Annotated in this window: 18 protein-coding genes; 7 read left to right on the forward strand and 11 right to left on the reverse strand. The window is 60.2% G+C overall.

Going from position 1 to position 22946, the window contains the following annotated elements; all coding sequences use genetic code 11:
* Nucleotides 1-34 precede the first annotated feature (34 nt).
* Both KF757_10085 and KF757_10090 read left to right on the forward strand, forming a co-directional pair.
* Nucleotides 35-613, forward strand: a complete 579-nt coding sequence (locus KF757_10085; protein ID MBX3323327.1) for a sigma-70 family RNA polymerase sigma factor — start codon at nucleotides 35-37, stop codon at nucleotides 611-613.
* Nucleotides 610-4053, forward strand: a complete 3444-nt coding sequence (locus tag KF757_10090; GenBank protein ID MBX3323328.1) for a protein kinase — start codon at nucleotides 610-612, stop codon at nucleotides 4051-4053. Before KF757_10085 ends, KF757_10090 begins: the two co-directional genes overlap by 4 nt.
* A 151-nt stretch (nucleotides 4054-4204) precedes the next feature.
* On the opposite strand, the gene KF757_10095 is transcribed toward KF757_10090, so the two are convergent.
* The 3 genes from KF757_10095 to KF757_10105 are packed head-to-tail and all read right to left on the reverse strand — an operon-like array spanning nucleotide 4205 to nucleotide 7996.
* Nucleotides 4205-6190, reverse strand: a complete 1986-nt coding sequence (locus KF757_10095; protein ID MBX3323329.1) for an ABC-F family ATP-binding cassette domain-containing protein — start codon at nucleotides 6188-6190, stop codon at nucleotides 4205-4207.
* A 30-nt stretch (nucleotides 6191-6220) separates the two neighbouring features.
* Nucleotides 6221-7411, reverse strand: a complete 1191-nt coding sequence (locus tag KF757_10100) for a PQQ-dependent sugar dehydrogenase (GenBank protein ID MBX3323330.1) — start codon at nucleotides 7409-7411, stop codon at nucleotides 6221-6223.
* A gap of 24 nt (nucleotides 7412-7435) precedes the next feature.
* Nucleotides 7436-7996 carry a hypothetical protein gene (locus KF757_10105; protein ID MBX3323331.1) on the reverse strand — a complete coding sequence of 187 codons (561 nt, stop codon included), beginning with the start codon at nucleotides 7994-7996 and terminating at the stop codon, nucleotides 7436-7438.
* A gap of 55 nt (nucleotides 7997-8051) precedes the next feature.
* Here KF757_10105 and panB point away from each other — a divergent pair, with 55 nt between their 5' ends.
* Entirely contained in the window at nucleotides 8052-8951 is a 900-nt protein-coding gene (gene panB, locus KF757_10110; GenBank protein ID MBX3323332.1) for a 3-methyl-2-oxobutanoate hydroxymethyltransferase, read from the forward strand.
* 152 nt (nucleotides 8952-9103) lie between these two features.
* Nucleotides 9104-10525: a trypsin-like peptidase domain-containing protein gene (locus tag KF757_10115; GenBank protein ID MBX3323333.1), complete on the forward strand. Its 1422-nt coding sequence runs from the start codon at nucleotides 9104-9106 to the stop codon at nucleotides 10523-10525.
* Here the strand turns inward: KF757_10115 and KF757_10120 are convergent.
* Genes KF757_10120 through priA form a run of 3 tightly spaced genes read right to left on the reverse strand, consistent with a single transcriptional unit; the run spans nucleotide 10500 to nucleotide 14915 of the window.
* On the reverse strand, nucleotides 10500-11249 hold the full coding sequence (locus tag KF757_10120; GenBank protein ID MBX3323334.1) for a hypothetical protein: 750 nt from the start codon (nucleotides 11247-11249) through the stop codon (nucleotides 10500-10502). The genes KF757_10115 and KF757_10120 overlap by 26 nt on opposite strands.
* Entirely contained in the window at nucleotides 11246-12562 is a 1317-nt protein-coding gene (murD, locus tag KF757_10125) for a UDP-N-acetylmuramoyl-L-alanine--D-glutamate ligase (GenBank protein ID MBX3323335.1), read from the reverse strand. Before murD ends, KF757_10120 begins: the two co-directional genes overlap by 4 nt.
* A 7-nt stretch (nucleotides 12563-12569) precedes the next feature.
* Nucleotides 12570-14915, reverse strand: a complete 2346-nt coding sequence (priA, locus tag KF757_10130; GenBank protein MBX3323336.1) for a primosomal protein N' — start codon at nucleotides 14913-14915, stop codon at nucleotides 12570-12572.
* 20 nt (nucleotides 14916-14935) lie between these two features.
* On the opposite strand from priA, the gene carA reads away from it, so the two are divergent.
* Complete coding sequence (carA, locus tag KF757_10135; protein ID MBX3323337.1) at nucleotides 14936-16141, forward strand: glutamine-hydrolyzing carbamoyl-phosphate synthase small subunit; 1206 nt, start codon at nucleotides 14936-14938, stop codon at nucleotides 16139-16141.
* A 468-nt stretch (nucleotides 16142-16609) separates the two neighbouring features.
* Complete coding sequence (locus tag KF757_10140; GenBank protein ID MBX3323338.1) at nucleotides 16610-17689, forward strand: hypothetical protein; 1080 nt, start codon at nucleotides 16610-16612, stop codon at nucleotides 17687-17689.
* A gap of 139 nt (nucleotides 17690-17828) precedes the next feature.
* On the opposite strand, the gene KF757_10145 is transcribed toward KF757_10140, so the two are convergent.
* The gene (locus KF757_10145; GenBank protein MBX3323339.1) at nucleotides 17829-18398 is read right to left on the reverse strand and encodes a hypothetical protein; all 570 of its coding nucleotides are present in this window, start codon (nucleotides 18396-18398) and stop codon (nucleotides 17829-17831) included.
* A 2-nt stretch (nucleotides 18399-18400) separates the two neighbouring features.
* Nucleotides 18401-19069, reverse strand: a complete 669-nt coding sequence (locus KF757_10150; protein MBX3323340.1) for a RecX family transcriptional regulator — start codon at nucleotides 19067-19069, stop codon at nucleotides 18401-18403.
* A gap of 136 nt (nucleotides 19070-19205) precedes the next feature.
* Here KF757_10150 and KF757_10155 point away from each other — a divergent pair, with 136 nt between their 5' ends.
* Nucleotides 19206-20066, forward strand: a complete 861-nt coding sequence (locus tag KF757_10155; protein ID MBX3323341.1) for a 3-hydroxybutyryl-CoA dehydrogenase — start codon at nucleotides 19206-19208, stop codon at nucleotides 20064-20066.
* Between the two features lie 297 nt (nucleotides 20067-20363).
* On the opposite strand, the gene KF757_10160 is transcribed toward KF757_10155, so the two are convergent.
* From KF757_10160 to KF757_10170, 3 genes are all read right to left on the reverse strand, one after another.
* Nucleotides 20364-21212 (reverse strand): anti-sigma factor, encoded by an 849-nt coding sequence (locus tag KF757_10160; protein ID MBX3323342.1) that lies wholly within the window; start codon nucleotides 21210-21212, stop codon nucleotides 20364-20366.
* Nucleotides 21209-21769 carry an RNA polymerase sigma factor gene (locus KF757_10165; GenBank protein ID MBX3323343.1) on the reverse strand — a complete coding sequence of 187 codons (561 nt, stop codon included), beginning with the start codon at nucleotides 21767-21769 and terminating at the stop codon, nucleotides 21209-21211. The genes KF757_10160 and KF757_10165 overlap by 4 nt, the downstream gene beginning before the upstream one ends.
* Before the next feature lie 88 nt (nucleotides 21770-21857).
* Nucleotides 21858-22823, reverse strand: a complete 966-nt coding sequence (locus tag KF757_10170; protein MBX3323344.1) for a fasciclin domain-containing protein — start codon at nucleotides 22821-22823, stop codon at nucleotides 21858-21860.
* Nucleotides 22824-22946: the final 123 nt, after the last annotated feature.

Genomic DNA, 22946 nt, shown 5'->3' on the forward strand with positions numbered 1-22946 from the left:
ACTCGCCTTGGCATCGATCATTTTGGCGGAACCCATGTCCATCAACTCTGGCGACATCACACTTCTTCTCCGCTCGGTTGCATCGGGGCGTCGAGAGCATGTAGACCAGCTGATGGCTGCGATTTATGACGACATGCGACGGCTTGCGCAGACGCATCTTGCGGCAGAACGGGCGAACCACACGCTGCAGCCGACCGCACTCGTACACGAGGCGTATCTGAAACTGGTCAATCAGCATTCTGCAAACTGGTCAGACCGATTGCACTTCTTTTCTGTGGCATCACAAATCATCCGGCGGATCCTGATCGATCATGCGCGCGAACGCAAAGCCCTCAAGCGCGGGGGGTCGCAAAGACCAATCTCGATCAGCATGACAGATGTCGCTTCGCCATCGCGCGATCTTGATCTTGTTGCGCTAGACGAGGCTCTGGAAGAACTCGCAGCCATCGATCCGCGACAGGCACGCATTGTGGAACTCCGGTTTTTTGGAGGCTGCACCGTTGACGAGATTGCTCAACTGCTTGATGTCGGTCGCCGCACGGTCGATCGGGACTGGATGGCTGCGAGAACATGGCTCTACTGTCGCCTTTCTGACGAGGACGACGACTCATGAAAGCCGACGGCACCGAACGCACTCGCCGAACGTATGAGTTGTTTCGGGCAGCGTTCGATGTCGAACCACATGATCGCGAAGCGTGGCTGGATGCATCGTGTGATGGGGATGCGGACCTGCGTGCTGCGGTAGCCAGATTACTAGTCGCGGTAGACATTGGGGCCAATTTTCTCGAGTCACCGGCGATCAGTATCCTCGACGATCAACTTTCAAGCAGTCTCGAAGCCGAGACACCCGAACTGATTGACGGGTACAAGGTTCTCGGGATTCTGGGGTCAGGAGGCATGGCGACGGTGTATGAAGCCGAGCAGCGCCACCCTCACAGGCGTGTTGCGCTCAAGGTCATGCACCGCATGCTTGCGCATACTTCTGCTGCACAGCGATTCACATTCGAGGCGCAGACTCTGGCGCGGCTGCGTCATCCGAACATCGCGGCCATCTACGAGGCAGGCACTTTTGAGGACGCCTTCGGGCAAGCGATGCCGTATTTTGCGATGGAGTTTGTGAAAGATGCTCGCTCTATAACGGAGTATGCTCGAACGGTTTGCATGCCGCTGCGTGATCGTCTAGGCATCTTTGCTGAAATATGCGATGCGATACAGCATGGGCACCAACTGGGCATTATTCATCGCGATCTCAAGCCGAGCAACATTCTCGTCGAACCTGATGGGAGGTTCAAGATCATTGACTTCGGGATTGCGCGTTCTGTGGATCCACTGGACAGCAGCCGAATCACGTTGCACACCGAGTTGGGCCAACTTCTCGGAACCCTGAACTTCATGAGCCCGGAACAGTGCTCGGGCGCAGATCGGGTTGACACACGAGCCGATGTGTATTCGCTTGGCGTCATCCTCTACGAACTCATCACTGACCGCTTGCCGTACGACCTTTCCAGGGTGGCGATTCCCGAGGCCATTCGAATGGTTGAGACGCAGTCGCCTGCGCGCCCTTCATCGATCAACGCAGAAGCATCTGGCGATCTGGATGCGATTGTTGCGATGGCAATGCACAAGGATTCCTTGAGCCGCTATCAGGGTGCGGATGCCCTTGCGAGTGATGTTCGTCGCTATCTTGCTCACAAGCCGATACAGGCGCGGCTGCCAAGCCCGTGGCACCAAGCGAGACTTTTTGCCCGCAGGCACCGGGTTCTAGTATCGCTGGGGTCAGTTTTTGTTGTCACGTTATTCGCGTTGACCATGATGATCGCGATTCTCGGGTATCGCGCGTGGCGAGAGTCTGATCTGCGCATCGATGCAGAGCGGCTCGCAATTGATGAGCGCAATATCGCGAGGCGACAGGCGTATGTTGCGAGTGTGGCCAGCGGGTATTCGTCCTACCGCGCGCGCGAGTATTCACAAGCGCGCGAGCGACTCGAGCTTGCGCCTCCTTCGTTGCGGAACTGGGAGTGGTCTCTGGTTGCAGCCCTGGCCGATCGTGGCGAGTCAGTCATCGACGCCCACGATACTCTGGCTTCAATGGCCGTGGCTACGGAAGCGCGTCGAATCGTCTCAGCGTCGCAGTCAGGCGATGTTGCTGTCTGGAATCTCGATACCGCACAACTGATTGTGCGAATTCCAGAGCGTCTTGAAGAGTTTGATCGCACGGTCGCAGTATCGCACGATGGACGAGCCGTCTATCTCGGGCTCCGTAACGGCAATTTGCTGGTTTGGTACCCCGATGTGCAGCAAATGCCACAATTGATTGCAACGCTTCCGCGTGCGATTGTCGGGCTTCATACGAGTTCGCAAGGTGTGCTTGCATGCACGGACTCGCGCGGGAAAACGGTATTCCTCAACGCAGACACTTTGACCCCGATTGTCGTTGATATCGACGACCAACATTTCACCAGGGGAGTCCATTTCTCAATCGATGGAGCATTGGCGACGGTCTGGACACGATCGGGGGCGGTGTTGCTGATCGACATGGATGAACGAAGCATCATGAATACTTTCGACCTCGGAGTCAGTGCCGAAGTCGCTGTCTTGAGCGAAGATCGGCAGTTCATCGCGGCAGCAGGGGCCGAAGGGAAGTTCAGGGTATGGAACTTGCGGACGTCAGAATTGGTGCTTGATGGGGATACCAGTCCGACGATCAGCACCGTGCGTGGCCTGGCGTTTTCGTCGGATTCGTCGCAGCTCTTTACCGGGCAGGTAGATCGTGCCATCTTTCACTGGTCACTCGATGGCACTGAACGGCGAGTGCCATATCTTGGGCACGATGAGTCAATCACGCAGCTGGCGTTCGACCGTGCGACGTCGAGGCTGATCTCCTGTTCGTGGGATGGCACAGTTCGATACTGGTCGGTTGGCCATCGCTCGGGCTTCTCGCCCATGAACGTCATCGATGCGCACGAAGGGAACGTGCTCTCTGTAGCGTTTTCTCCCTCAGGACATGTGCTGGCCTCTGCTGGACGAGATGGTGTGGTGAAGCTCTGGGATCCGCTGTTGAATCAGCAGGTTGCCGTGCTTGCGGGTCATGAATCCGCGATTTACACTGTGACGTTTTCCTCTGACGGGCAGTACCTCGCGTCGAGTTCCTCAGATGGCACAGTCCGGCTCTGGTCCGCACTGACTGGTCGTTTGATCGAGACGGTCCTCGAAACGAACGCAGACATATGGACGGTCGCGTTTACACCTGACAACAAGTTGCTTGCCGCTGCGGGAGAGGGAGGGGATGTCATCTTCGTGGATGTTGAAGCGAGAACGATCGTTCGATCAATCGAAGCGCACGAAGAGCGGATCATTCGTCTGGTTTTCAGTCCTGATGGTCGAACACTTGCAACTTGCGGCCGCGATGCGATTGTCAAACTCTGGGATATGCCCAGTGGCAGGATTCGCTCCATACTTCGCGGGCATCGGCTTGATGTGTTTGCGGCGGCGTTCACGAACGACTCGACGAAGCTCTTTACCGGCTCGCGCGATCAGACCGTGCAGGTGTGGCGTGTCGCAACCGGCGAACATCTGGACACGCTTGATCGCAAGGGGCAGTTCATCACGTCGCTTGCGGTCCATCCAGATGGCACCCGGGTTGCAGCCAGTTCGTGGTATGCCGATGTCACGCTTTTTGACACAACCGATCATGGCGCTGTGATTTCGTTCCCGGCTCAGAACTCGGCCATTCGATCGCTTGCCTTCTCGCCTCAGGGAAGCATGCTTGCCTGCTCTGGGCATGATGGAACGGTGATCATCTACGACGCGCGATCGCGGTCAGAACTTGCGAGCATACGGCGAGACGCCAGCGAGCGACTGGCGTGGGCACGACAAGTCCTACAGGACCACTTCGCAGGTGAACTGAGCTCCCAATCACCGATCACCGACGAGGCGGTTGCGAGGCTTATTCGAGAGGCATCGTTGAGCGATCCAGCGTTTGAGCCTTTTCTGCACAAGGCAGCTTTGTCGCTGTTTTCGGAAATTGAAAGTGTGCATGACACAAGCCGGTGAGTCAACAAGCGGTGAAATTTGCCGGCCCGAGGGTCTGAGGACAAGGGCTTGAGACCGGCCTTCGAACGGGTTGCGTATCACAAATGGATCCGTATCTTGCCGCGCAAGTCGATTCAGCGTGAAGCCCAACGGGCTGTCGGCAGCCGACGTTTCATTCGCTCTTGCGGATCCATTCTTCCTCAAGCTGACTGATCTCGATTGCGAGCGAGTCGCGCTCTTCAGTCAGGGCATTGGCACGCTCCACATCCTTCCAGACGTCAGGGTCTGCCAGATCGGCGTCGATAGTGCGCACGCGAAGAGACAATTCATGAATGCGCTGTTCGATCTGCTCGACACGCATCCAGGAGAACTTACTCTTCTTGCGTGCGCTCGTGTCGGAGTGGTGTGCAGGTTGGGGCCCAGAGGATGCAGCGGCGGCGGGGGCTGCGCGCTGTGGCGGGGGTGCTGGCCGAGATTCCGGAGACGGGCTGCTGCGTGCTGCGATGAAGCGGTCCCATTCGGCGTACGTTCCTGGAAAAACCTCGGCCCCGCCGCGACCATCGAGGATGAGCAAATGGTCGCAGGTGGCATCGAGGAAGGCGCGGTCGTGGCTGATGATGACGAGCGTGCCGTCGAATCCGCCACCTTCTTCACCGCGCGAGAGCGTCTGTTCGAGGCGCTCGGCTGAGGGAATGTCGAGGTGGTTGGTGGGTTCGTCGAGGATGAGCAGGTTTTTGGCGCTGGCCATCAGCCCGGCCAGGACCGCGCGGGTGCGCTCGCCGCCCGAGAGCACGCCCATAGGCTTTTCCTGATCTGAGCCGCTGAAGAGAAACGCACCGGCCAGATCGCGAGCGGCCTGTTCGCTCAGGGCCTGGCTCGGGCATTCCTTGCGGACGATGGCTTGGAGATATTGATAGACGGGCCGCTCGGGGTCGAGATCGTCGTGCATCTGGCTGTAGTAGCCGATGACGAGTTTGGTGCCGAGTTTGGTCGTGCCCGAGTCGGGATCGATGAGCCCGAGGAGCGTGCGTACGAGAGTGGTCTTGCCCGCGCCGTTGGGGCCGATGATGCCCCATCGCTCGCCGCGCGAGATCTGAACATCAAGATCGTGGAAGAGCACTTTCTTTGAGCCGTCGTCGTCGGTGTACGACTTTGACAGGCCTCGTGCGGTGACGACCAGGTCGCCCGATCGCTCAGCCTTGGGGAGGTTCAGGCGCAGTGTGGCCAGTTCGACCGGGCGTTCGAGCGAAGTATCCTCGCGGAGGCGCTCGAGGCGAGACTCGCGCCCCCGAGCCTGCTTGGCACGTTGCCCGGCTTTGTACTTGCGGATGAAGGCCTCTTCACGCTTGAACTGGACCTGCTGGTTCTCGTAGGCCCGCTGCTGCGCGATGCGGCGTTCGGCGCGGAGTTTGCGAAAGGTGTGGTAGTTGCCGGGATACTCGATCAGGCGGCCCAGTTCGGTTTCGAGGATGCGATCGACGACGTTGTCGAGCAGGTAGCGATCGTGCGAGACGAGGACGACGGCACCCTTGTATTCGTCGCGCAGGAATCGTTCGAGCCAGACGCGGCCGGCAATGTCGAGGTGATTGGTCGGTTCGTCGAGGAGCATGAGGTCGGGCTGTTCGAGCAGAACGCGCGCCAGGGCCAGCCGCGAACGCTGCCCGCCACTGAGCGCTTCGACGGGCAGAGCGAACTGCTCGGTGGTGAACCCGAGGCCATGGAGAACTTCGGTGATGCGGTGGTCGATGGCGTGTCCGCCGGCGGCTTCGATGCGGCGTTCGAGGTCTTCCTGGCGGCGTAGAAGTCGGGCGAGAGTTTCGCCGGTCGCGCTCGCCATTTCGTCAAAGACCTTGTGCAGTTCGATGTGGAGTTCGTGCAGGGCGTTGAAGGCGGCTTCGGCTTCGTCCTTGAGAGTCTGACCCGGAGTGAGTCTGGGGTCCTGTTCGAGATACGACACGGTGATGCCGCGCTGCGACGAGACAAGCCCTGAGTCGGGCTTGAGGCGGCCGCTGAGGATGCGCAGGAGCGTGGACTTGCCCGCGCCGTTGCGTCCGACCAGGCCGATGCGTTCGCCGGGCTCGACGCTGATGGAGCAGTTTTCGAGAATGATGTCATTCCCGAAAGAGTGGGCGATGTTGGTGGCTGCGACGACCGGCATGAGGCGATGGTAGGTGATGGTGGTGAGCGATCAGGGCACAAGGCGATAGATCGCGCCGGCGCGGATGTCGAGCAGGTAGAGTTCGCCGTGATTGTCTTTGCCGAACGAGGAGATGCGCTGAAGTGGACTCTGGCCTTCGAGAACCGGGTTCAGAAGATCGGTGTGCTCAGCCACGTCGAAGGCGGCCCCATCGCGGAGTCGCAACGACCAAAAGCGTCCGCGCTGGAACTCGGCGAAAAAGTAGCGATCCTTGAATGACGGGATCTTCTGACCCTCGTAGAAGTAGCCGCCGGTGATTGAGCCATCGGGGTCGTGGCGGTAGGCCCAGATGGGGGCTTCGAGTCCGCGCTCGGCGTGCTGCTCGGGGCTCAGGCGTGGGGGATCCTGTGAACGCTGCCCGCCGCGGCGGAACACGCCGAAGCCTTCCATGATCTTCCAGCCGTAGTTTTCGCCACCCTTGGAGCCTTCTTTCTGGAGGTGGATTTCTTCGTAGCGGTTTTGGCCGACGTCGGCGATCCAGAGTCGTCCGAGCGAGTCGAACTCATATCGCCAGGGGTTGCGCAGGCCATAGGACCAGATCTCGGGCAAGACACCTTCGCGCCCGATGAATGGGTTGTCCTTGGGGATGACGTAGGACTTGCCTTCTTCGGGCTCGGAGGTGACGTCGATGCGGAGCATCTTGCCGAGCATGGTGTCGAGGCGCTGGCCGGCGTTGAGCGGGTCGTCGGCCGCGCCGCCGTCGCCCAGGCCGATGTAGAGCATGCCGTCGGGCCCAAATCGGAGGCTGCCGCCGTTGTGGTTGCCGAAGGGTTGTTTGACGACGAGGATGACCATTTCGGATGCGGGGTCGAGTTTGTGTGGCGACTGCGCGATGAATCGGCTGATGTGAGTGGAGCCATCTTTGGCCGAATAGTTGAGGTAAACGCGTTTGTTGTCGGCGAACTTGGGGTCAAGTGCGATGCCGAGCAGGCCTTGCTCCCAGTTCTTGTCCGTGAAGTTGGATGGATCGGAGGAGAAGAAAGGCTCATCGAGAAGTTTTCCGCCTTCGATGATGCGAATTGCGCCGACCTGCTCGACGACATAGAAGCGGTCGTCCTGAGTGGGATCGGCAGCAAAGTCGACGGGCTTTCGCAGGCCTGAGACGAACTTTTCGATGCTCTGTGCGGGGGCGTGCGAGGCGAGCAGCACTGCTGCGACGATGACAGAGAGGCAGTGGTTCATACGCAAGGGTAGCACGCTGTGGCGTCAGGTCTTGAGCCCGCGCATGACGAACCACGGCGAACCGAGCGGGCGGTGGTAGCGGAGGTAGTTCATCCCTACGCGATCGGCCAGTTCGATGACCTGACGCTTGTTGAGTCCCGGGCGGTGCGTGTGATCGACCCAGACGACTCCCTTGGAAGCAAGGCGATCGATCATCCGCAGCCAGGTCATGCGCGGGACTTCGCGTAGGGTTGCGGTTCGCAGTTGAGTGCAGACGAAGTCGAAGGATCCTGGGCCGAAGGCATTGATGGCGTCGAATGGACTCATGGCGATGCGTTCGAAGGCTTCGAGTTGTGCCGTGGGTTCGGGGCGTGAGCTGGGGCCTTGGGTATCGATGATGCTGACGACCCGAAGGGGGCACCCGCGGTCGCGTGTGCGGCGCAGGAGATCCTGACACGCTTCGGCCGCGCCGATGCCCGTATCGAGAAGGGTGATCGGTGATCCGCGCGGACACGATCGCAGAAAACGAGCGACATGACGGACCATGAGTCGAGCGGCTCGATGGGTCTGCTCGTGGTGAAGTTCGAGGAAGGGCGAAGGCACCATGAGAGCATGGTAATCACTTCGCGGAGCCTGTGCTTGGTTCAACGTATACTTTGCCATGAGCGTGAACGTGGAACCGACCGGGCCCAGGCGGGTGACGCTGCGAACCTTGCGGCAGATGGCAGCCCGGAGAGAGCCCTTTGCTTGTCTTGCTGCGTATGACGCCACGATGGCCAGATGGCTTGATCGAGCGGGCGTGCATGTGTTGCTGGCGGGCGATTCGGCAGCCCAGGTTGTGCTCGGGTACGACCGGACCACGGATATGCCGTTGGAAATCATGATCGCGTTGACCGCGGCGTTGCGGCGTGGCGCAAGCCAGGCACTGGTGATGGCGGACATGCCGTTTATGAGCTATCACGCTTCGGATGCCAGCGCGATGCGCAACGCCGGTCGATTTATGACCGAAGGGCAGGCCGATGTCGTCAAGCTGGAAGTAGACGCGCAGCATGCTGGTCTGGTTCGCAAGCTTTCGCGGGCGGGAATACCGGTGTGTGCTCATGTGGGGCTCAGGCCTCAGATGGTTGCGATGGAAGGCCAATACCGGGCAGCGGGGCGTACAGCGAAGGAGGCTGCGGCTCTGGTTCGCGATGCGATGGCGATGGAGGACGCTGGCGCTGCGCTGCTCCTGGTCGAAGCGGTGCCCGAGGCGGTGTCGGACGCAATCATGGCGCATACGTCGCTGCCTCTGATCGGGATCGGGGCGGGAGCGGGATGCCATGGGCAGATTCTCGTGGTCCATGATCTGCTCGGATTGTCGGATGTTCCGCCACGGTTTGCCGTGCCTGTGCTGAAGCTTGGTGAGGCGATTCGGGATGCCGCGTCGATGTGGGTGCAGCGTGTTGCAGCGAAGCAGATGGGCGGAGAGGGGTACGGCATGCTCGAAGGCGAGCTGGCCAAGCTTTCCGAAGCGGTGCGCGATGCCCTGATCGAGCGGAATCAGAAGTCCGGCCCGCGATGACCAGATGACCGATTGCAATAGATGGCGCGGTTGTGCGTCATGCTGACCCGTACAGCCAGCGAATCCGAACAGAATGCGACGGTATTGTCTCGATCGACAATCCATGGTGTGGTAGGCTGCGAAGAGGCAGGAAGGACCGACCGGAGAAACCCATGAGACGCTTTTTGACATTTATGCCCGCGATGGTGGTGTTGCTGACTGCCTTGACGGTCCTGCAGGCGGCTCCGACGGCACTGCGCAAGATCGGCCACAGTGCCACGGCAGTGCGCATTGATATTGCGCATCAGACGCTTGGTGAAGATGACATTCTCGAGCGAATCGACCGTGCGGTGTCTGCGATTGCGGAGGCGATCGAGCCGGGCGTGGTCCATGTCGATGTGAGTTCGTCGGGGTCTCGCGCTTCGACTACAGGTTCGGGATGGGTGCTCGACAAGCGCGGGCACATCGTGACCAACTCGCACGTCGTGCGCGGGGCGGATGCAGTACGGGTGCAGTTCTTCGATGGGCGAGTTGTTCAGGCCGAACTGATCGGGGCCGATCCTTTTACAGATATTGCGGTCCTCAGAGTGAATACGTCCGACGGGCTCTTTCCGCTGACGCTCGCGCGTGGGCGTGTGCCTCGCAAGGGTGAGCGTGTGTATGCCTTCGGCTCGCCATTCGGGTTCAAGTTCTCAATGAGCGAGGGGATCGTGTCGGGACTCGGGCGAAACCCGTCGGGGTCGCTCGGGTTCGGGGGGTACACGAATTTCATTCAGACCGATGCTGCGGTCAATCCGGGCAATTCCGGTGGGCCTCTGGTCGATGTTCGCGGGCAACTGGTAGGGATGAACGTCGCGATCGCGACCGGGCGCGACACGCAGGGAACGCAGGACTCGGGCGACTCTGCGGGCATCAGTTTCGCGATTCCGGTCGGGACGATTGAGCCGATTGTGTCGCAGATCATCGAAGGGGGCCAGGTGGCGCGCGGGTTCGTGGGCGTGCAGTTTCGCGAAAGCGAAGATCGCGTGTCGCTCCCGGATGGCTCGTCGGTGGTTGGCACTCGTGTGACTCGGGTGATCGACGATGGTCCAGCAGCCCGTGCAGGTTTGCGGGCTGACGATGTCATTGTGTCGATCGCGGACTACTCGGTCACGGGTTCGCAGGCTTTGCAGGCGTTGATCAGTTCGTCGAGACCAGGAGCGGTGATTCCGATGCAGGTGTTGCGGGGTGATCGGTTGTTGCCGGTGCAGATCACACTCGATGAAATGCCGCTCTCGAATATGCTCGATCGGATCGAAGGCCAGGTCTACCGGCAACTCGGTGTGCGCGTGCGGACGGTCTATCTCGAGAACGGCGGGACTGGCGCGGCGATCATGACGGTCACGGAAGGATCGATCGCATCGAGACTGGGGCTGCGCCCGGGTCAGATTGTGCTTTCGGTTGATGGGCGGTTGATCGCAACTCGCAACGACTTCCTCGAAGCGGTCTATACCGGCAGGCTGCTCAATGGCGGGGAACTACCGTTCGTGGTTGTCTCGAGCGACGAGAGCAACGCCACTCGTGCAACGATCAGGGTTCGGATCTATCCTCGCTAGACCGAATGATGATCGCCACCGGAGCAGCGAACTTCGGAATTGACGGGTTGCGAGCGAGGAACGAAGGCGTCTGGATCATCGAATCAGGATGATGCATCGCGAGCGGGGAAATGACCTCGGAGCCGAAGGTCGTCAGTCCGATGATCGTGCCTTCGAGATCGGCCCAGTATCGCTCCTGCCCGGCAATTCGGCGGATTGCCGAACCAGCAAACACCCATTGCTGTGGTCCGAGCGTGCTTCGATCAGGCAGAACTTCGATCCAGTTTTCAGGCGGGACAAGCGCTGCGCCGCCATCGGGTGGCACGCGAAAGTGCACCTCGAGCGGTGGGCCTGTCGGAGGGATCGCGCGAAGCGAGCCATCGGCAAGTTCGAAGCGACCTGGCGAGCCCGGCTCAAGACCGAGCATCAAGAGAGCAGCGTGGATGTGCGAAGGTCTGGCGTCGGTGACGACGAGAGCCTCGTGTTCACGCGAGTCAGGCGAGCATGCGATCAGTTCGAGGTACACATCGGGCGTCTGCGGATCGTGCATGTCTGTTGCAATACGCGCGTCGATTTCGATGGTGCGGGAGGCCAGATCGAGGCGCACATGCGGAAAAACTTCGATGAAACGAGACTCTGTTGAGGGTCTTGTTGACTCGAACGGTTCACTTGCCGATTGATTGCGCGGCGAGGACGCGCACCCCGCGAGCGTGGCCAGGGCCAGTGTGAGCAATGCCGCCCTCATTGGCCGAATCTCCCGACAAGTTCTGCAAACCGTTGTCCCCGTTCAATGAAGTTGCTGAACTGATCCCACGAGGCGCATCCGGGGCTGAGCAGGACAGCATCGCCAGCCTGCGCGCGAGACATGATTGTTTCCACAGCACCATCGAGTGTCTGGCAGTTGATGCCGCCGTGCTTGCACAGTGCTGGAGCAGTAGCGCCGATGGCGGCGAGCGTTGCGAGCTGGGCAGCGGCAGCAGAAATAGCGTCGAGCGAGACCTTCTTGTCATATCCGCCCGCGATCAGATGGATGCGCTCGCACCCCGCTTCTTGCAGTGCCCGAATCGCGAGGAGCGTGGCTTCGGGAGTGGTAGACTTGGAATCGTCGTAGAAGCGAACGCCGCGATGGACGCCGACGAGCGCGAGACGGTGCGGCAATCCGTTGAACTGCTGAATTCCAGGCAGCGCAGTAGCCGAATCCAGCGAGAGTGCTTCAATCGCAGCAAGCGCGCAGGCGGCGTTGAGTTCATTGTGGTGCCCCGGCACGGCAAGAAGCGGCACTCGAACGGCGCGATCGATGATGCGCCGCTCTACACCGTGCGCAGTCGGCCAGTCGTGCACGCCGGGGCCGAGAATGACGGTTCCTCCAGGGCGCGTGTTCAGAGCCAGCACCTGCTTGCTTGATCGGTAGTGTGCTTCGTCGCCGTGCCAATCGAGGTGATTGGGGACGAAGTTCGTGATGACGCCGACAGTTGGCCGAAATTCGCGACACTCGCGCAACCACCACAGCATCGCGCTCGACAGTTCAAGCACAATGACAGAGTCGCGCGTGACACTATGGAGTTCGCCGAGCAGCGATCCACCAATGTTTCCGCCAACGAGCGCAGGCATGCCAAGAGTTTCGAGCGCAGTGCCGATCATTGCTGTGGTGGTGCTTTTGCCGTTGCTGCCGGTGATGCCGATGATGCGCAGGTTAGGCCCGCCGCGGTCGATCAATGCAAGTATGGAGAGTTCGACTTCTGTCGTGATGCGAGCGCCTCGGTCGCGGGCGGCTGAGAGTTGATGATGTTCCCACGGCTTTGAAATGGCCGGGTTGACGACGATCATGTCTCGCTCGTCGGTCTGCGGGAGATCATCGCAACCGAGTTGAAGTTTGATTGAACCGTGTTCGACGTATGGCGCCAAAGCAGCAATCGACTCGTTCAAGTCATCAGCATCGAGGCGATCAACAATAAGAACGGGGATGTCGAGCGATGCGAGATAGCGAGCGACTCCGACGCCGCCTCCGAACTTGCCGAGGCCAAGGACAATCGCGCGTTGTTGAGCGGGAATAGGCATTGCTCGGTCACAAGAGCCAGATCGGATCCACGTCAATGGCGTACTCTGCGTCGCTGGTCAGGTGGGTTGACGCGCGGGCACCAGCCAGCACATGCATGAGCGTACGCGCGGACGGCGTCATGATGCGAATCTCAAACCGGAATCGATCGGAGAGGCGTGCAAGAGTGCACGGCATCGGGCCTGCGAGCTCGACATCCTGCGTGATGTGCGGCAAGAGCGCATCGCGTGCAGCATCGGCGAGAGATTTTGCTTTTTCAAGATTGGCGTGGCGGGCGACGATGCGGGCCATGCGTGTGGTCGGCGGGAGGCGTGCTGCGCGGCGGATCGCCAGTTCGCGGCGGGCGAATGTCTCGTAGTCATGCGCAGCAGCAAGGACAATCGATGGATCCTGCGGATTCATGGTCTGCACGATGACGCGAGCGCGGCCAAAGGTTTCGATCGAGCCACGCCCGGCGCGACCCGCGACCTGACTGACAAGTTGAAATGTACGTTCCTGTGCGCGAAAGTCCGGCATGAAGAGGGAGGTGTCGGCACTGAGCACGCCGACGAGTCCGACGTTCGGAAAGTCAAGGCCCTTGGCGATCATCTGTGTGCCGAGAAGGACGCGTATCTGCCCTGATCCGAACCGGTCGAGGACATCGAAGTAGTTGTTGCCCGTGCGCATCGAATCGGAATCGACGCGATAAAAGTCGATATCGGCCCTGAGACCCAATCGCTGTTCGAGTTCACGCTCGACGTGCTGAGTGCCGGGTTGAAGCAGAATCATCGGCCCATTGCACGAGGGGCAATGTTGAGGCGTGCGTTCGGCAGCCAGACAGTGGTGGCAGCGAAGAAAGCGGGTGTCGCCCGATGCGGGCAGGCGATGAGCAGTGAGCGAAACGTCGCACGATGAGCATCGCATCGACCAGCCGCAGCGTGTGCTGGCGCAGGCGACATACCCGGCTTCGCCGCGGCGATTGAGGAGCAAAATGGCTTGCGAATTGCGAGCAAGAGTTTCGCGCAGCGCCTGCTCGATGGAGGGGCCGATCAGGTCGATGGTCGGACGCCGCGAAGCTCGTCGTTCGGCGTGTTGTTCCTTCGCGAGATCGACGATATGAACAGGCGGAAGTATGCCGCCACTGACTCGATCGTGAAGTGTGTGCAGTTCATACCGAGCGGAATGGCCAACTGCGTTGTTCCACGACTCGAGCGATGGCGTGGCAGAACCCAGGAGCACCACTGCGTTTTCGAGCTGTGCACGTTTGATGGCGACATCGCGGCCGTGATAGCGCGGAGCCTGGTCCTGCTTGTACGAACTGTCGTGTTCCTCGTCGACGATAATCAGACCAAGGTTCGGCATCGGAGCGAGGATCGCCGATCGCGGACCGATGAGGATTCGAGCGTGACCCTGGGCACATCTGGCCCATGCTTGATGACGTTGCGCGCCCGTCAGTTGTGAATGAATCACCGCGAGCGGCGTCGGACCGAAACGCTCCGAAAAACGTCGTACGGTTTGAGGAGTCAGCGCGATTTCGGGTACAAGGACGATCGCTGTCTGCCCGCGTTGCAAAGCCTCAGCGATGAGGCGGAGGTAGACCTCGGTCTTGCCAGATCCTGTCACGCCGCGCAGGAGATGGACCGCGTGCGAGCCGAGCGTGAGGGTGGTGGCGTTGATGATCTTCTGCTGCGCAGCAGTCGGCGTGGGTGGTGGAGGCGGCGAAGCATGTGCCGAAACCCAGGCTTGATCTGCAGCGGCAACCTCGGCGTGTTCGAATGCCTCCAGCGTGCCTGCTTCGATAAGGCGATTGACAGGGCCGACGTTCGAGCAATGCGCGAGCCGAGCCAGGGCGCGCGGTTCGATCGGAAAGTTGGATTCGGGGAGCTCGGTTATTGCATCAAGGGCTCGGCGAACAGCGGGGGGCATCGACGCGATGCGCTCCGGCGGGAGGACATCTGACGAACGCCTGAGCACTGTGCGGGTGCGCTCGCCGACGCGAGACTTAACCGAACTCGGAAGCATGGCCTTGATGACCAATCCCAACGGGCAGGCGTAATAGCGAGCAATCCACTTGGCCAATTCGACGAGCTGAGGTGAGAGCACCGCCCGGCCGGACTCGAGCACCGACTTTACCCGCGCGGGGTTGAGGCCTTCGAGCAACTCTTTTCCGCCCGCACCGACGACAACGCCACCCACAATTTTGGCGTTTCGACCGATGGGAACCTGTACCCATTGGCCAATGGCCAGGTCGCGGCCACGGTACGTCAGGCCTTCGTGCCCGAGCAAGCCCTCGATGCCGCGTTCGATGACGACGCGGACGTAGGCGTGATCGAGCTCTTCGGGCAGTGGTGCAGGATGTTGGTCGAAGAGGTTCACGCGGCGCTATACTCTGATTCGTGAACAATAAGCCAACTTCATCGGACGGGTTTCGCGTTGGTCGCCTCGCGCTGGCCGACGGGAGTGTGTTTCGCGGGCGGGCGTTCGGAGCGGTGCAGGCACCGGTGCTCGTCTCGGCCGAAGTGGTGTTCAACACCGCGATGACCGGGTATCAGGAGTCTTTAACAGATCCGTCCTACACGGGGCAGATTCTCGTGCAGACGACGCCTCTGGTCGGGAACACGGGGACCAACCGCGTCGATGTTGAATCTGACAAGGTCCATGTTTCCGGGTTCATTGTGCATGAAATCGCCAGAAGGTGGTCAAATTTTCGTGGCGAGCACTCACTTTCAGAGTTTTTGGCCCGGGCGGGCGTGCTGGGGCTTGAAGGCGTCGACACTCGAGCATTGGTGCGGGTGCTGCGGACGCGGGGCGCGATGCCGGGCGTACTCACCAACCGTGAAGATGTGTCAGATGCCGCTTTGGTGGCCATGGCACGCGAGACACGACACATGAACGGGCAAAACCTCGTGGGCGATGTCGGGTGCGATCGACCATGTGGGTGGAGTAAGGACCGCGGGGACTGGGCTTTGGTGCAGGGTGGCAGTCGACGCTTGCGCGTGCTTGCTCTGGATTGTGGCATCAAGCAGAACATTCTGCGCATTCTCGCCGAGCATGGGTGCGATGTGACGTTGATTCCGCACACGACGCCAGCTTCGGAGGTCCTGCGTGCGTTTCGCCATGGCGAAGCTGACGGCTTGTTCATCTCGAACGGGCCGGGGGATCCTGCTGCAGTGACGCAGACTGTGGCGATGCTGCGTGAAGTCCTTGCGGCATATCCAAACGTTATCGTGCCGACGTTCGGCATCTGCCTAGGTCTTCAACTCCTGGCACTGGCTGCGGGGGCAAAGACATACAAACTGCCGTTCGGGCATCGCGGCGCGAATCAGCCCGTCCGGAGTGCCTTTTCGGGTCGTGTGGAGATCACGTCACAGAACCACGGGTTCGCGGTTGAGCGGGACTCTTTGAAGGCCGTCGGCGGCGAGGTGACGCACGAACACCTGAACGACGGAACTGTTGCCGGGTTCCGGCTGGTGGATCGTCCCGTGTTTGCGGTGCAGTATCACCCGGAGGCCTCGCCCGGGCCTCATGACGCGGATGGGCTGTTCGAAGAGTTCATGAAAATGATGGAAACCAAGTGTTCTCCGGCAGTTACCGGAGTGTGACCTGCAGGCGTCCGATAAAAGTGGGTGGTGGTGCGGTGTAACGATGGGTTGGATTTGGTCCGGTTTTGAATGAATTGGTCATTTTGCTCACAATGGCGCTTGCATTGTTCTGAGATTCGGGTATATTGAATCGAGGCCCTTTCTGAATGGAGTGTTCTGCTCAATTTGGATACATGGGTCAGGAGAGTTTCGTTTGGTTCATCTCTCAGGGAAGGGGATCTCTGGGAATGACAGTTTGGAGTGCAACCGTGTGAACACGTCGGCCCCTTCTCGTGGGGCTTGAGGGTTCGACGGTGACGGAGAGAGATCGAGTTGTTTACGCGGTTGAAGAACGGTTTGTGTTCCTGAGCGCTCGCCAGAGATTGTGCGGGCGTCGTTGACGTGTTCTGTGTTCCCCCGGATGGGGATTTGTGTTTGAGTTGTTGTGGTTCCACAGTTTTTTAGGACTTTTTGAAAGAGGAGCGTTCCATGAAGGCGAAGACTTGTCTTGCTCTGGCAATCGCGGCTGGCTGCGCCAGCGTCGCGGCTGCGAATGACACCCCGGCTCTGATGACCGAGGGTCTGTTCAGCGTCCCGGCCGATCGCATCGGTCACATTTACTTCAACGCCGCGACCGGCGAAATGGTCCAGACTGGCGCCCCCACGCAGCTGCGTGGCACGCCGAACCCGATCTGGGTCAACGAAGGGTACGATCAGTGCGGTTTTGCTGAGTGGTTCTTCTTCGGTCTGCGCGACACCGGTACCGGTACTGACTGGCACATGATGGACTACGGCGAGATCGCTCCCAACAGCGTGGTCGACACCGTGACCATGCTCTACGCGACCTCCGTCCCGGACCCGACAGAAGCCGGCGTTGCCGGTCACGAAGTGACCCTGTGGCTCTTTGACGGCGTGGACATCGGCATCATCGGTTCGCCGAACGCCATTCCGCACTTCGCGCTGACCATCACCGACCTCCCGGGTTCGGCTGCTGGCACCGCTGGCTGGGTCCTGACCCTCGATCTGACCGGCCTGGCCGAGTTCGAAGTCGGCGATGCTGACGGCATCGACGACTCGGGCAACGGGTTCAACTCGGGTTACGGCCCGTTGGTTGACCTCAATGGCGATGGCAATGCCAACTTTGCCTACGGCTACAGTTTCGCTGTGCCGACTCCCGCCAGCCTCAGCGGTATGGGTCTGGTCGTTCCCCCGGGCGATCTGGGCAACACCCTCGGCGAAGGCGACAACATGGGCCTTTACGCTGGTGGTTTCGACTTCCTTGACTATGACGGACTGTACTGGTTCGGTGGTTACAACTGCGCCGGAGGCGCTGGCTTCCTCTGGGGTCCCTGGGCTGGTAACTACGTCGGTCTCTATGGCGGCGGCGGCGGCCCGGTTCCGTGCCCCTGCGATCGCAACAATGACAATGAGTGCGACTTCTTCGACGTCCAGAACTTCCTCCAGGCGTTCTCGTCTCAGCAGGCTTCGGCTGACCTGAACGGCGACAACATGTGGGACTTCTTCGACGTTCAGCTCTACCTCCAGCTCTTCTCGAACGGCTGCCCGTAATCCGGGTTCGTCCGTTACGAAGTTGAACTGATCTGAAATCGACGCCCGCGGCAATGTGTCGCGGGCGTCGTCTTTTTTGTCGGGTCGATGCGCACCAAGATCGAGTAGCGTGTGCAAACTCGATCAGCCGACGCCCGGCTTACTCGGGGGTAGTGCTGTCGAGTCGGGATGTGGGATTGCTCTGAGAGCCGAGGATGGCGCGGCCTTGTGAGGCTCGCTTGTACAGCGTGCGCGAGGAGGGTGAGGCATGAGCGCTGGGGGCTTCAGTGATGATGACCAGAGGCAGCGCGATCGTCTGCCCAAGGGCAAGGACGGGTTGGGCGAAACCTTCGATGACAAGGCCTCTGCGGTTCGACTCTCGCAGGTCGAGCGCCGAGTCGGGGGTTGGATACAGGGCCTTGCTGCGTGGGGAACGGAACGCGAAGCGGCGATCGATACGGAGGAGCGGGCCGTGGGCGGTGCCATCGACGGGGACGATAACGTCGATCGTTGCCCATTCGCCCCGGTGCATGGTCAGGAGCGATGCAGTTGATTGCTGTGCCTGGTCATTTGCGGGGTGTGTAGCGAGGCCGATTGGTTGCGTGTTTCCTCCGAGGACCAGTCGATCGGCAAGGGAACGGTCATAGCCGCATCCAGCGAAGCACACGCACGAGCCACAAAGTGCAAGATGCAACGTCAAGCGATGGGCGAGACGGGGGGATTGAGTCATATTCATGCGTCCTCGTCGTTGTTGAGAAGGTCTGGACCAAAGGTGGCTTCGATGGCTTCGTGGGCGATGTGCTCGTCGAATCCTCGAGCGGCAAGGAGTCGCAGCAAGCGTGCGGCGGTTTTGCGAGCGGACTCGCTGCGGGGCGCACGTGATCGGCGTTCGTTGACAAGATTGATCGCTTCGGTCAGCGGGTCGGTGTGCTGGTTGTGAAGTGCTTCGGCGATGTGTTCGGCCTTGATGCCAGAGCGGACAAGTTGCTGCTCGGCGAGAAAAAGCCGCCCCGGACCTCGCGATGCCTGACTCTCGACGAGGGCTTGGGCATAATGAGCGTCGTCGATGAGCCCGGCGCGGGTGAGTTCGTCGAGTGCTTCGGCGATGATGGCGGGGTCGGGTTCGTGCGCAGCCAGTGCGGCGGCGAGATCGGCCCGTGCGCGAGGGCGGGCTCGGAGATTGCGCAAGGCGCGTTCTTTGGCGGCATCGATCCGCTGGCCGCGTTCGGCTGCAAAGGCAAGATCAGGGGTCCAGGCGGTGCCGACGCGAATGCCGAGATCGACACAACGGGATTCGGCGAGCGTTGGGCCGCGCTGATTATCGAGGAAGACGATGACCCGACCTGGGCGACCGGGTGCGGGGTGGAGGCGTGAAACGCGTTGAGCGACGGGTTCGACCATCTCAGGAACGATAGGTTGAGCACTTGTGAAAGTGGAATAAGATGGAGGGTGGGCCAGCACAGTGTTGCGATGGCCTGGAGGATGCAGGGTCAGTGAACAAGCGGCCAAGCAGGTTGCGTTATATGGGAAGCATGTCATGCACGAAGTGAAGCGAGTGGGAGTTGTGGGGTCGGGTCAGATGGGAGGCGGGATTGCGCAAGTGGCTGCTGCTGCGGGGTTCGAGACGGTGGTGTATGACGTAAGCGAGGCTCAGATTGATCGCTGTCGGCAGACGCACGAGAAGTTGCTTTCGCGCGCAGTCGAGAAGCAACGCATGACTGCTGAGCAGATGAAGCAGACTCAGGCGAGGCTGAGTTATTCGACGACGTTCGAGTCACTTGGTTCGTCGGACGTCGTTATTGAAGCGGTGGTCGAGGATGCCAAGGTCAAGCGGGAGTTGTTTGCAAGGCTCGATGGGGTGGCCGGTGAGAGTGCGATCCTGGCGACGAACACGAGTTCGATCAGCATCACGGAGATCGCGGCGGCGACGAAGCGGCCGGGCCGAGTGATCGGCATGCACTTTTTCTATCCGGTGCCGGTGATGAAACTGGTCGAGGTGATCAATGGCCTGGCGACGGAAGAGGCAGTCACAAGGAGGGTGATTGCGCTGGCCGAGGCGATGGACAAGGTGGCACTCCCTGCTCATGATCGGGCGGGGTTCGTGAGCAATCGAGTGTTGATGCCGATGATCAACGAGGCGTTTTATGCGTGGATGGAAGGAGTTGCCAAGCCTGAGGATCTGGATGGGATCATGAAGCTGGGGTGCAATTTTCCGATGGGGCCTTTGCGTCTGGCGGACTTTATCGGGCTCGATACATGCGCACACATCATGGATGTGCTTGCGGAAGGACTCAACAGCGAGCGGTATCGGCCGTGTCCGTTGCTGAGGCAGTTGGTGACCGCGGGGCGTCTTGGAGACAAGTCGGGGCGCGGTGTTTTTGAGTATCCGCGCGGGTGAGGCAAGACGCTTGCATCCCAAGGACTTGCTGTGATGCGTTGTGGTCGTTGGATGGAGTTTGACAGAGCGGTGCAGACTTGCTCGGATCTTGTGTTCTTGGGCCGGTAATACGGGTTTTGCGCTTGCGTTTGTGGTGGTTTGACAGCAAAAAGTGTGAGAATCGGTACAAAGTGTTTGTTGTAGCGACGTGTGCGATTAGGATCATCGCGTCGAGGGCGAAAGCGGCCGAAAGTAAAGTTGCAGCGCGGGGCCAGGTGGGTGGCCTCGCGTTGTTCTTTTGTGAGTATGCAATTGTTGTCAGCCTGGGAGCGCTGCGAGGAAGACGATGTCGCGGTCGGAGACGACAACGCCTCCTGGGGGCTCTTTGGTGACGGCGAAGATCGTGGCGCGGTTGACGCGGAGTTTGGGGTCGATGGGAATGATGACTTCGCCGGAGTCGGTGAGGCGGACATCGAAGACGCCTCCATCGACGGGGTTTTGTTCGAGTCCGCCTCGGTTGGCGTCGAAGATCCAGAGTTGGTACTGGAACTCGCGGGGGTCATTGGCAGCGATTCCCTTGATGCGCATGTAGCCTTCGTTGGCGGTGTCGCTCCAGATGATGTCGCCGACGACACCCTGATCGAGCGGGTGAGGTGCAGGTGCGGCGAGGGGGCTCTTGTCGAGACTGAGCCAGTTTGCAGTGCGTGCGTCGGTAGAGGCGGCGAGCAGTGCCTGGCGAGCCTGTGCGGCGTCGAGAGGGCTTGGGCTGGAAGGTTGCTTGACGACAAGTGCGAAAGCGATTGCGGCTGCAGCGGCAATCCAACCAGTCCAGGCGAACCAGTTTGGACGTGTGGCGGGGGAGATGGGAATGGGTCCGGGGCCACCGATTGCGATTGAGTTGTCGGCGGTGCTTGATTGGAGCGACGCGTTCCACTGATCGGCAGCGCGGAAGAGTCTCTGTCGGATTGAATCGGGCATGGGCTCGATGTCGCGCAGGAATGCGAGTTCGAGCGCGGCAGCGGCGAGATCGAGAGCGTCGAGGGGGATGTCGGGATTGGCGGCCATGAGTTTGTTCAACTCCAATTGTTCGGAATCCGTGAGCGCACCGGTCGCTTGCTGCGTGAGCAGGTCGTAGATGCGATCGTGTTGTGAGGTGTGCTCATTCACGACACGGGCTCCCGATACGTCGGACGATTTTTGGACTTCTCCTCAAGAGTTTCGCGGATCTTGATCAGCCCTCGGCGGATGTGAGTCTTGACTGTGCCCAGAGGGAGATCGGTGGATTCGGCGATTTTTTCGTGCGACAGGCCGTGAAAGACAGCCATGCGAAGCACGCGTTGCTGTTCCGGGTTGAGGGTTGAAAAGGCTTGAAATGCCCAGTTTGCTTCGTCAGAAAGCTCTGGCCTGGAAGGGGGAGAAGGGGCGGAAGCCTGTTCATTGATGTCGGTTTCGGCTGGTTTGCGTCCCTTTCGGCGGGTGTGGTCGATGAGACGCCGACGGGCGATCATGGCGATGAAAGTAGGTTCGGAAGCGATGGTCGGATCGAAACGGTCTGCGCTTTTCCAGATCGAGATAAAGATATCCTGAACGACATCTTCTGCCTCGGCGTTGGTGCTACAGAACTTTCGGGCGAGGGACCAGACGAGGCCGCTGTAGGTGGAGATGCATGCGCGTACAGCGTCGTTGTCACCTTGGGCCACTCTTTGGAGCAGGGAACTTGACACGACGCAGAGTCCTTTCGAACGCTGCGTCGATGATAGCAACGCTCTGCACATAACGCTACAAGATGAGCAGAGGGAGTCCACGTACGGATTACTCCGGCAGGAGTACGGAGTCGATCACATGAATGACGCCATTGGATGCGTCGATGTCGGTAGCGAGGATTGAGATGCCGTTGACGACGAGGCGTCCTTCGCGGACGCTGAAGACGAGGCTTCCGCCTTGGGCCGAGTTTGCTGCACCGGCAACAAGTGCATCGCGGGCGAAGATGCGACCGGGAACGACGTGGAACTTGAGCACGGCTGCGAGTTTTTCGCGGTTTTCCGGCTTGAGGAGGTTGGAGATTGTTGCGGCTCCGAGTTTTTCGAAGGCTTCGTCGGTGGGGGCAAGAATTGTGAATGGCCCTTCAGAGCCCAGCAGATCGGCAAGGCCCGCAGCCTTTGCGGCGGCGAGAAGGGTTGAGAATGACCCAGAAGCGGCAGCAACTTCGACGATGTTTTTCGACTCGGGGAGGATGACGGAGTCGATGACATGGATGATGCCGTTGGACGCCTTGATGTCAGTCGCTGTGACTTTTGCCCCGTCGATCATGACACCTTTACTGGAGGCATTGATCTCGATGCGCTGACCACCGAGGGTGGTGGCTCCTGTTGTCTTGACGACTTGCGATGCGGGTACGACGCCGGGGACGACGTGATAGAGAAGGACGGCCTGGAGCATCTTCTTGTTCTCAGGCTTGAGAAGGGTTTCGATGGTTCCCTTGGGGAGTTTGGCAAAGGCTTCGTCGGTGGGGGCGAAGACGGTGAATGGTCCTTGGCCCTTGAGGGCGCCGACGAGGTCGGCGGCGGTGAGGGCAGCGGCGAGCGTCTTGAAGTTTCCGGCGGCAAGGGCCGTGTCGATGATGTCTGGGGCCTGATGCGCGATATCGGCAATTTGTGCCGAGGCGGCCGTAACGGCGGATGCGCATGTGGGAGCGCATGTCTTGTCTGGGCCGGCCGAAGCGAGGCCTGCCCCAATCGAAAGCGCAAGGACAGCAGTGAGACGTTGAGAAACGGTCATTCAGGACTCCTTCAAAAAGTGTTCACGATGTGTTGAGCCTTTGCGGGGGACAACCCCCGAAGAACTGGCTCTCAATCTTGCTTTCGATGGAGAGGGTCTGGCCGATGCAGCAGTTTCTTGAAA

Source organism: Phycisphaeraceae bacterium, from assembly GCA_019636795.1.
Classification (GTDB): Bacteria; Planctomycetota; Phycisphaerae; order Phycisphaerales; family UBA1924; genus JAHBWW01.

Bases quoted from the DNA above. Each gene is read 5' to 3' on its own strand.
- KF757_10085 (MBX3323327.1), top strand. From the start codon at position 35: ATGTCCATCAACTCTGGCGACATCACACTTCTTCTCCGCTCGGTTGCA.
- KF757_10090 (MBX3323328.1), top strand. From the start codon at position 610: ATGAAAGCCGACGGCACCGAACGCACTCGCCGAACGTATGAGTTGTTT.
- KF757_10095 (MBX3323329.1), bottom strand. From the start codon at position 6,190: ATGCCGGTCGTCGCAGCCACCAACATCGCCCACTCTTTCGGGAATGAC.
- KF757_10100 (MBX3323330.1), bottom strand. From the start codon at position 7,411: ATGAACCACTGCCTCTCTGTCATCGTCGCAGCAGTGCTGCTCGCCTCG.
- KF757_10105 (MBX3323331.1), bottom strand. From the start codon at position 7,996: ATGGTGCCTTCGCCCTTCCTCGAACTTCACCACGAGCAGACCCATCGA.
- panB (MBX3323332.1), top strand. From the start codon at position 8,052: ATGAGCGTGAACGTGGAACCGACCGGGCCCAGGCGGGTGACGCTGCGA.
- KF757_10115 (MBX3323333.1), top strand. From the start codon at position 9,104: ATGAGACGCTTTTTGACATTTATGCCCGCGATGGTGGTGTTGCTGACT.
- KF757_10120 (MBX3323334.1), bottom strand. From the start codon at position 11,249: ATGAGGGCGGCATTGCTCACACTGGCCCTGGCCACGCTCGCGGGGTGC.
- murD (MBX3323335.1), bottom strand. From the start codon at position 12,562: ATGCCTATTCCCGCTCAACAACGCGCGATTGTCCTTGGCCTCGGCAAG.
- KF757_10140 (MBX3323338.1), top strand. From the start codon at position 16,610: ATGAAGGCGAAGACTTGTCTTGCTCTGGCAATCGCGGCTGGCTGCGCC.
- KF757_10145 (MBX3323339.1), bottom strand. From the start codon at position 18,398: ATGACTCAATCCCCCCGTCTCGCCCATCGCTTGACGTTGCATCTTGCA.
- KF757_10150 (MBX3323340.1), bottom strand. From the start codon at position 19,069: ATGGTCGAACCCGTCGCTCAACGCGTTTCACGCCTCCACCCCGCACCC.
- KF757_10155 (MBX3323341.1), top strand. From the start codon at position 19,206: ATGCACGAAGTGAAGCGAGTGGGAGTTGTGGGGTCGGGTCAGATGGGA.
- KF757_10170 (MBX3323344.1), bottom strand. From the start codon at position 22,823: ATGACCGTTTCTCAACGTCTCACTGCTGTCCTTGCGCTTTCGATTGGG.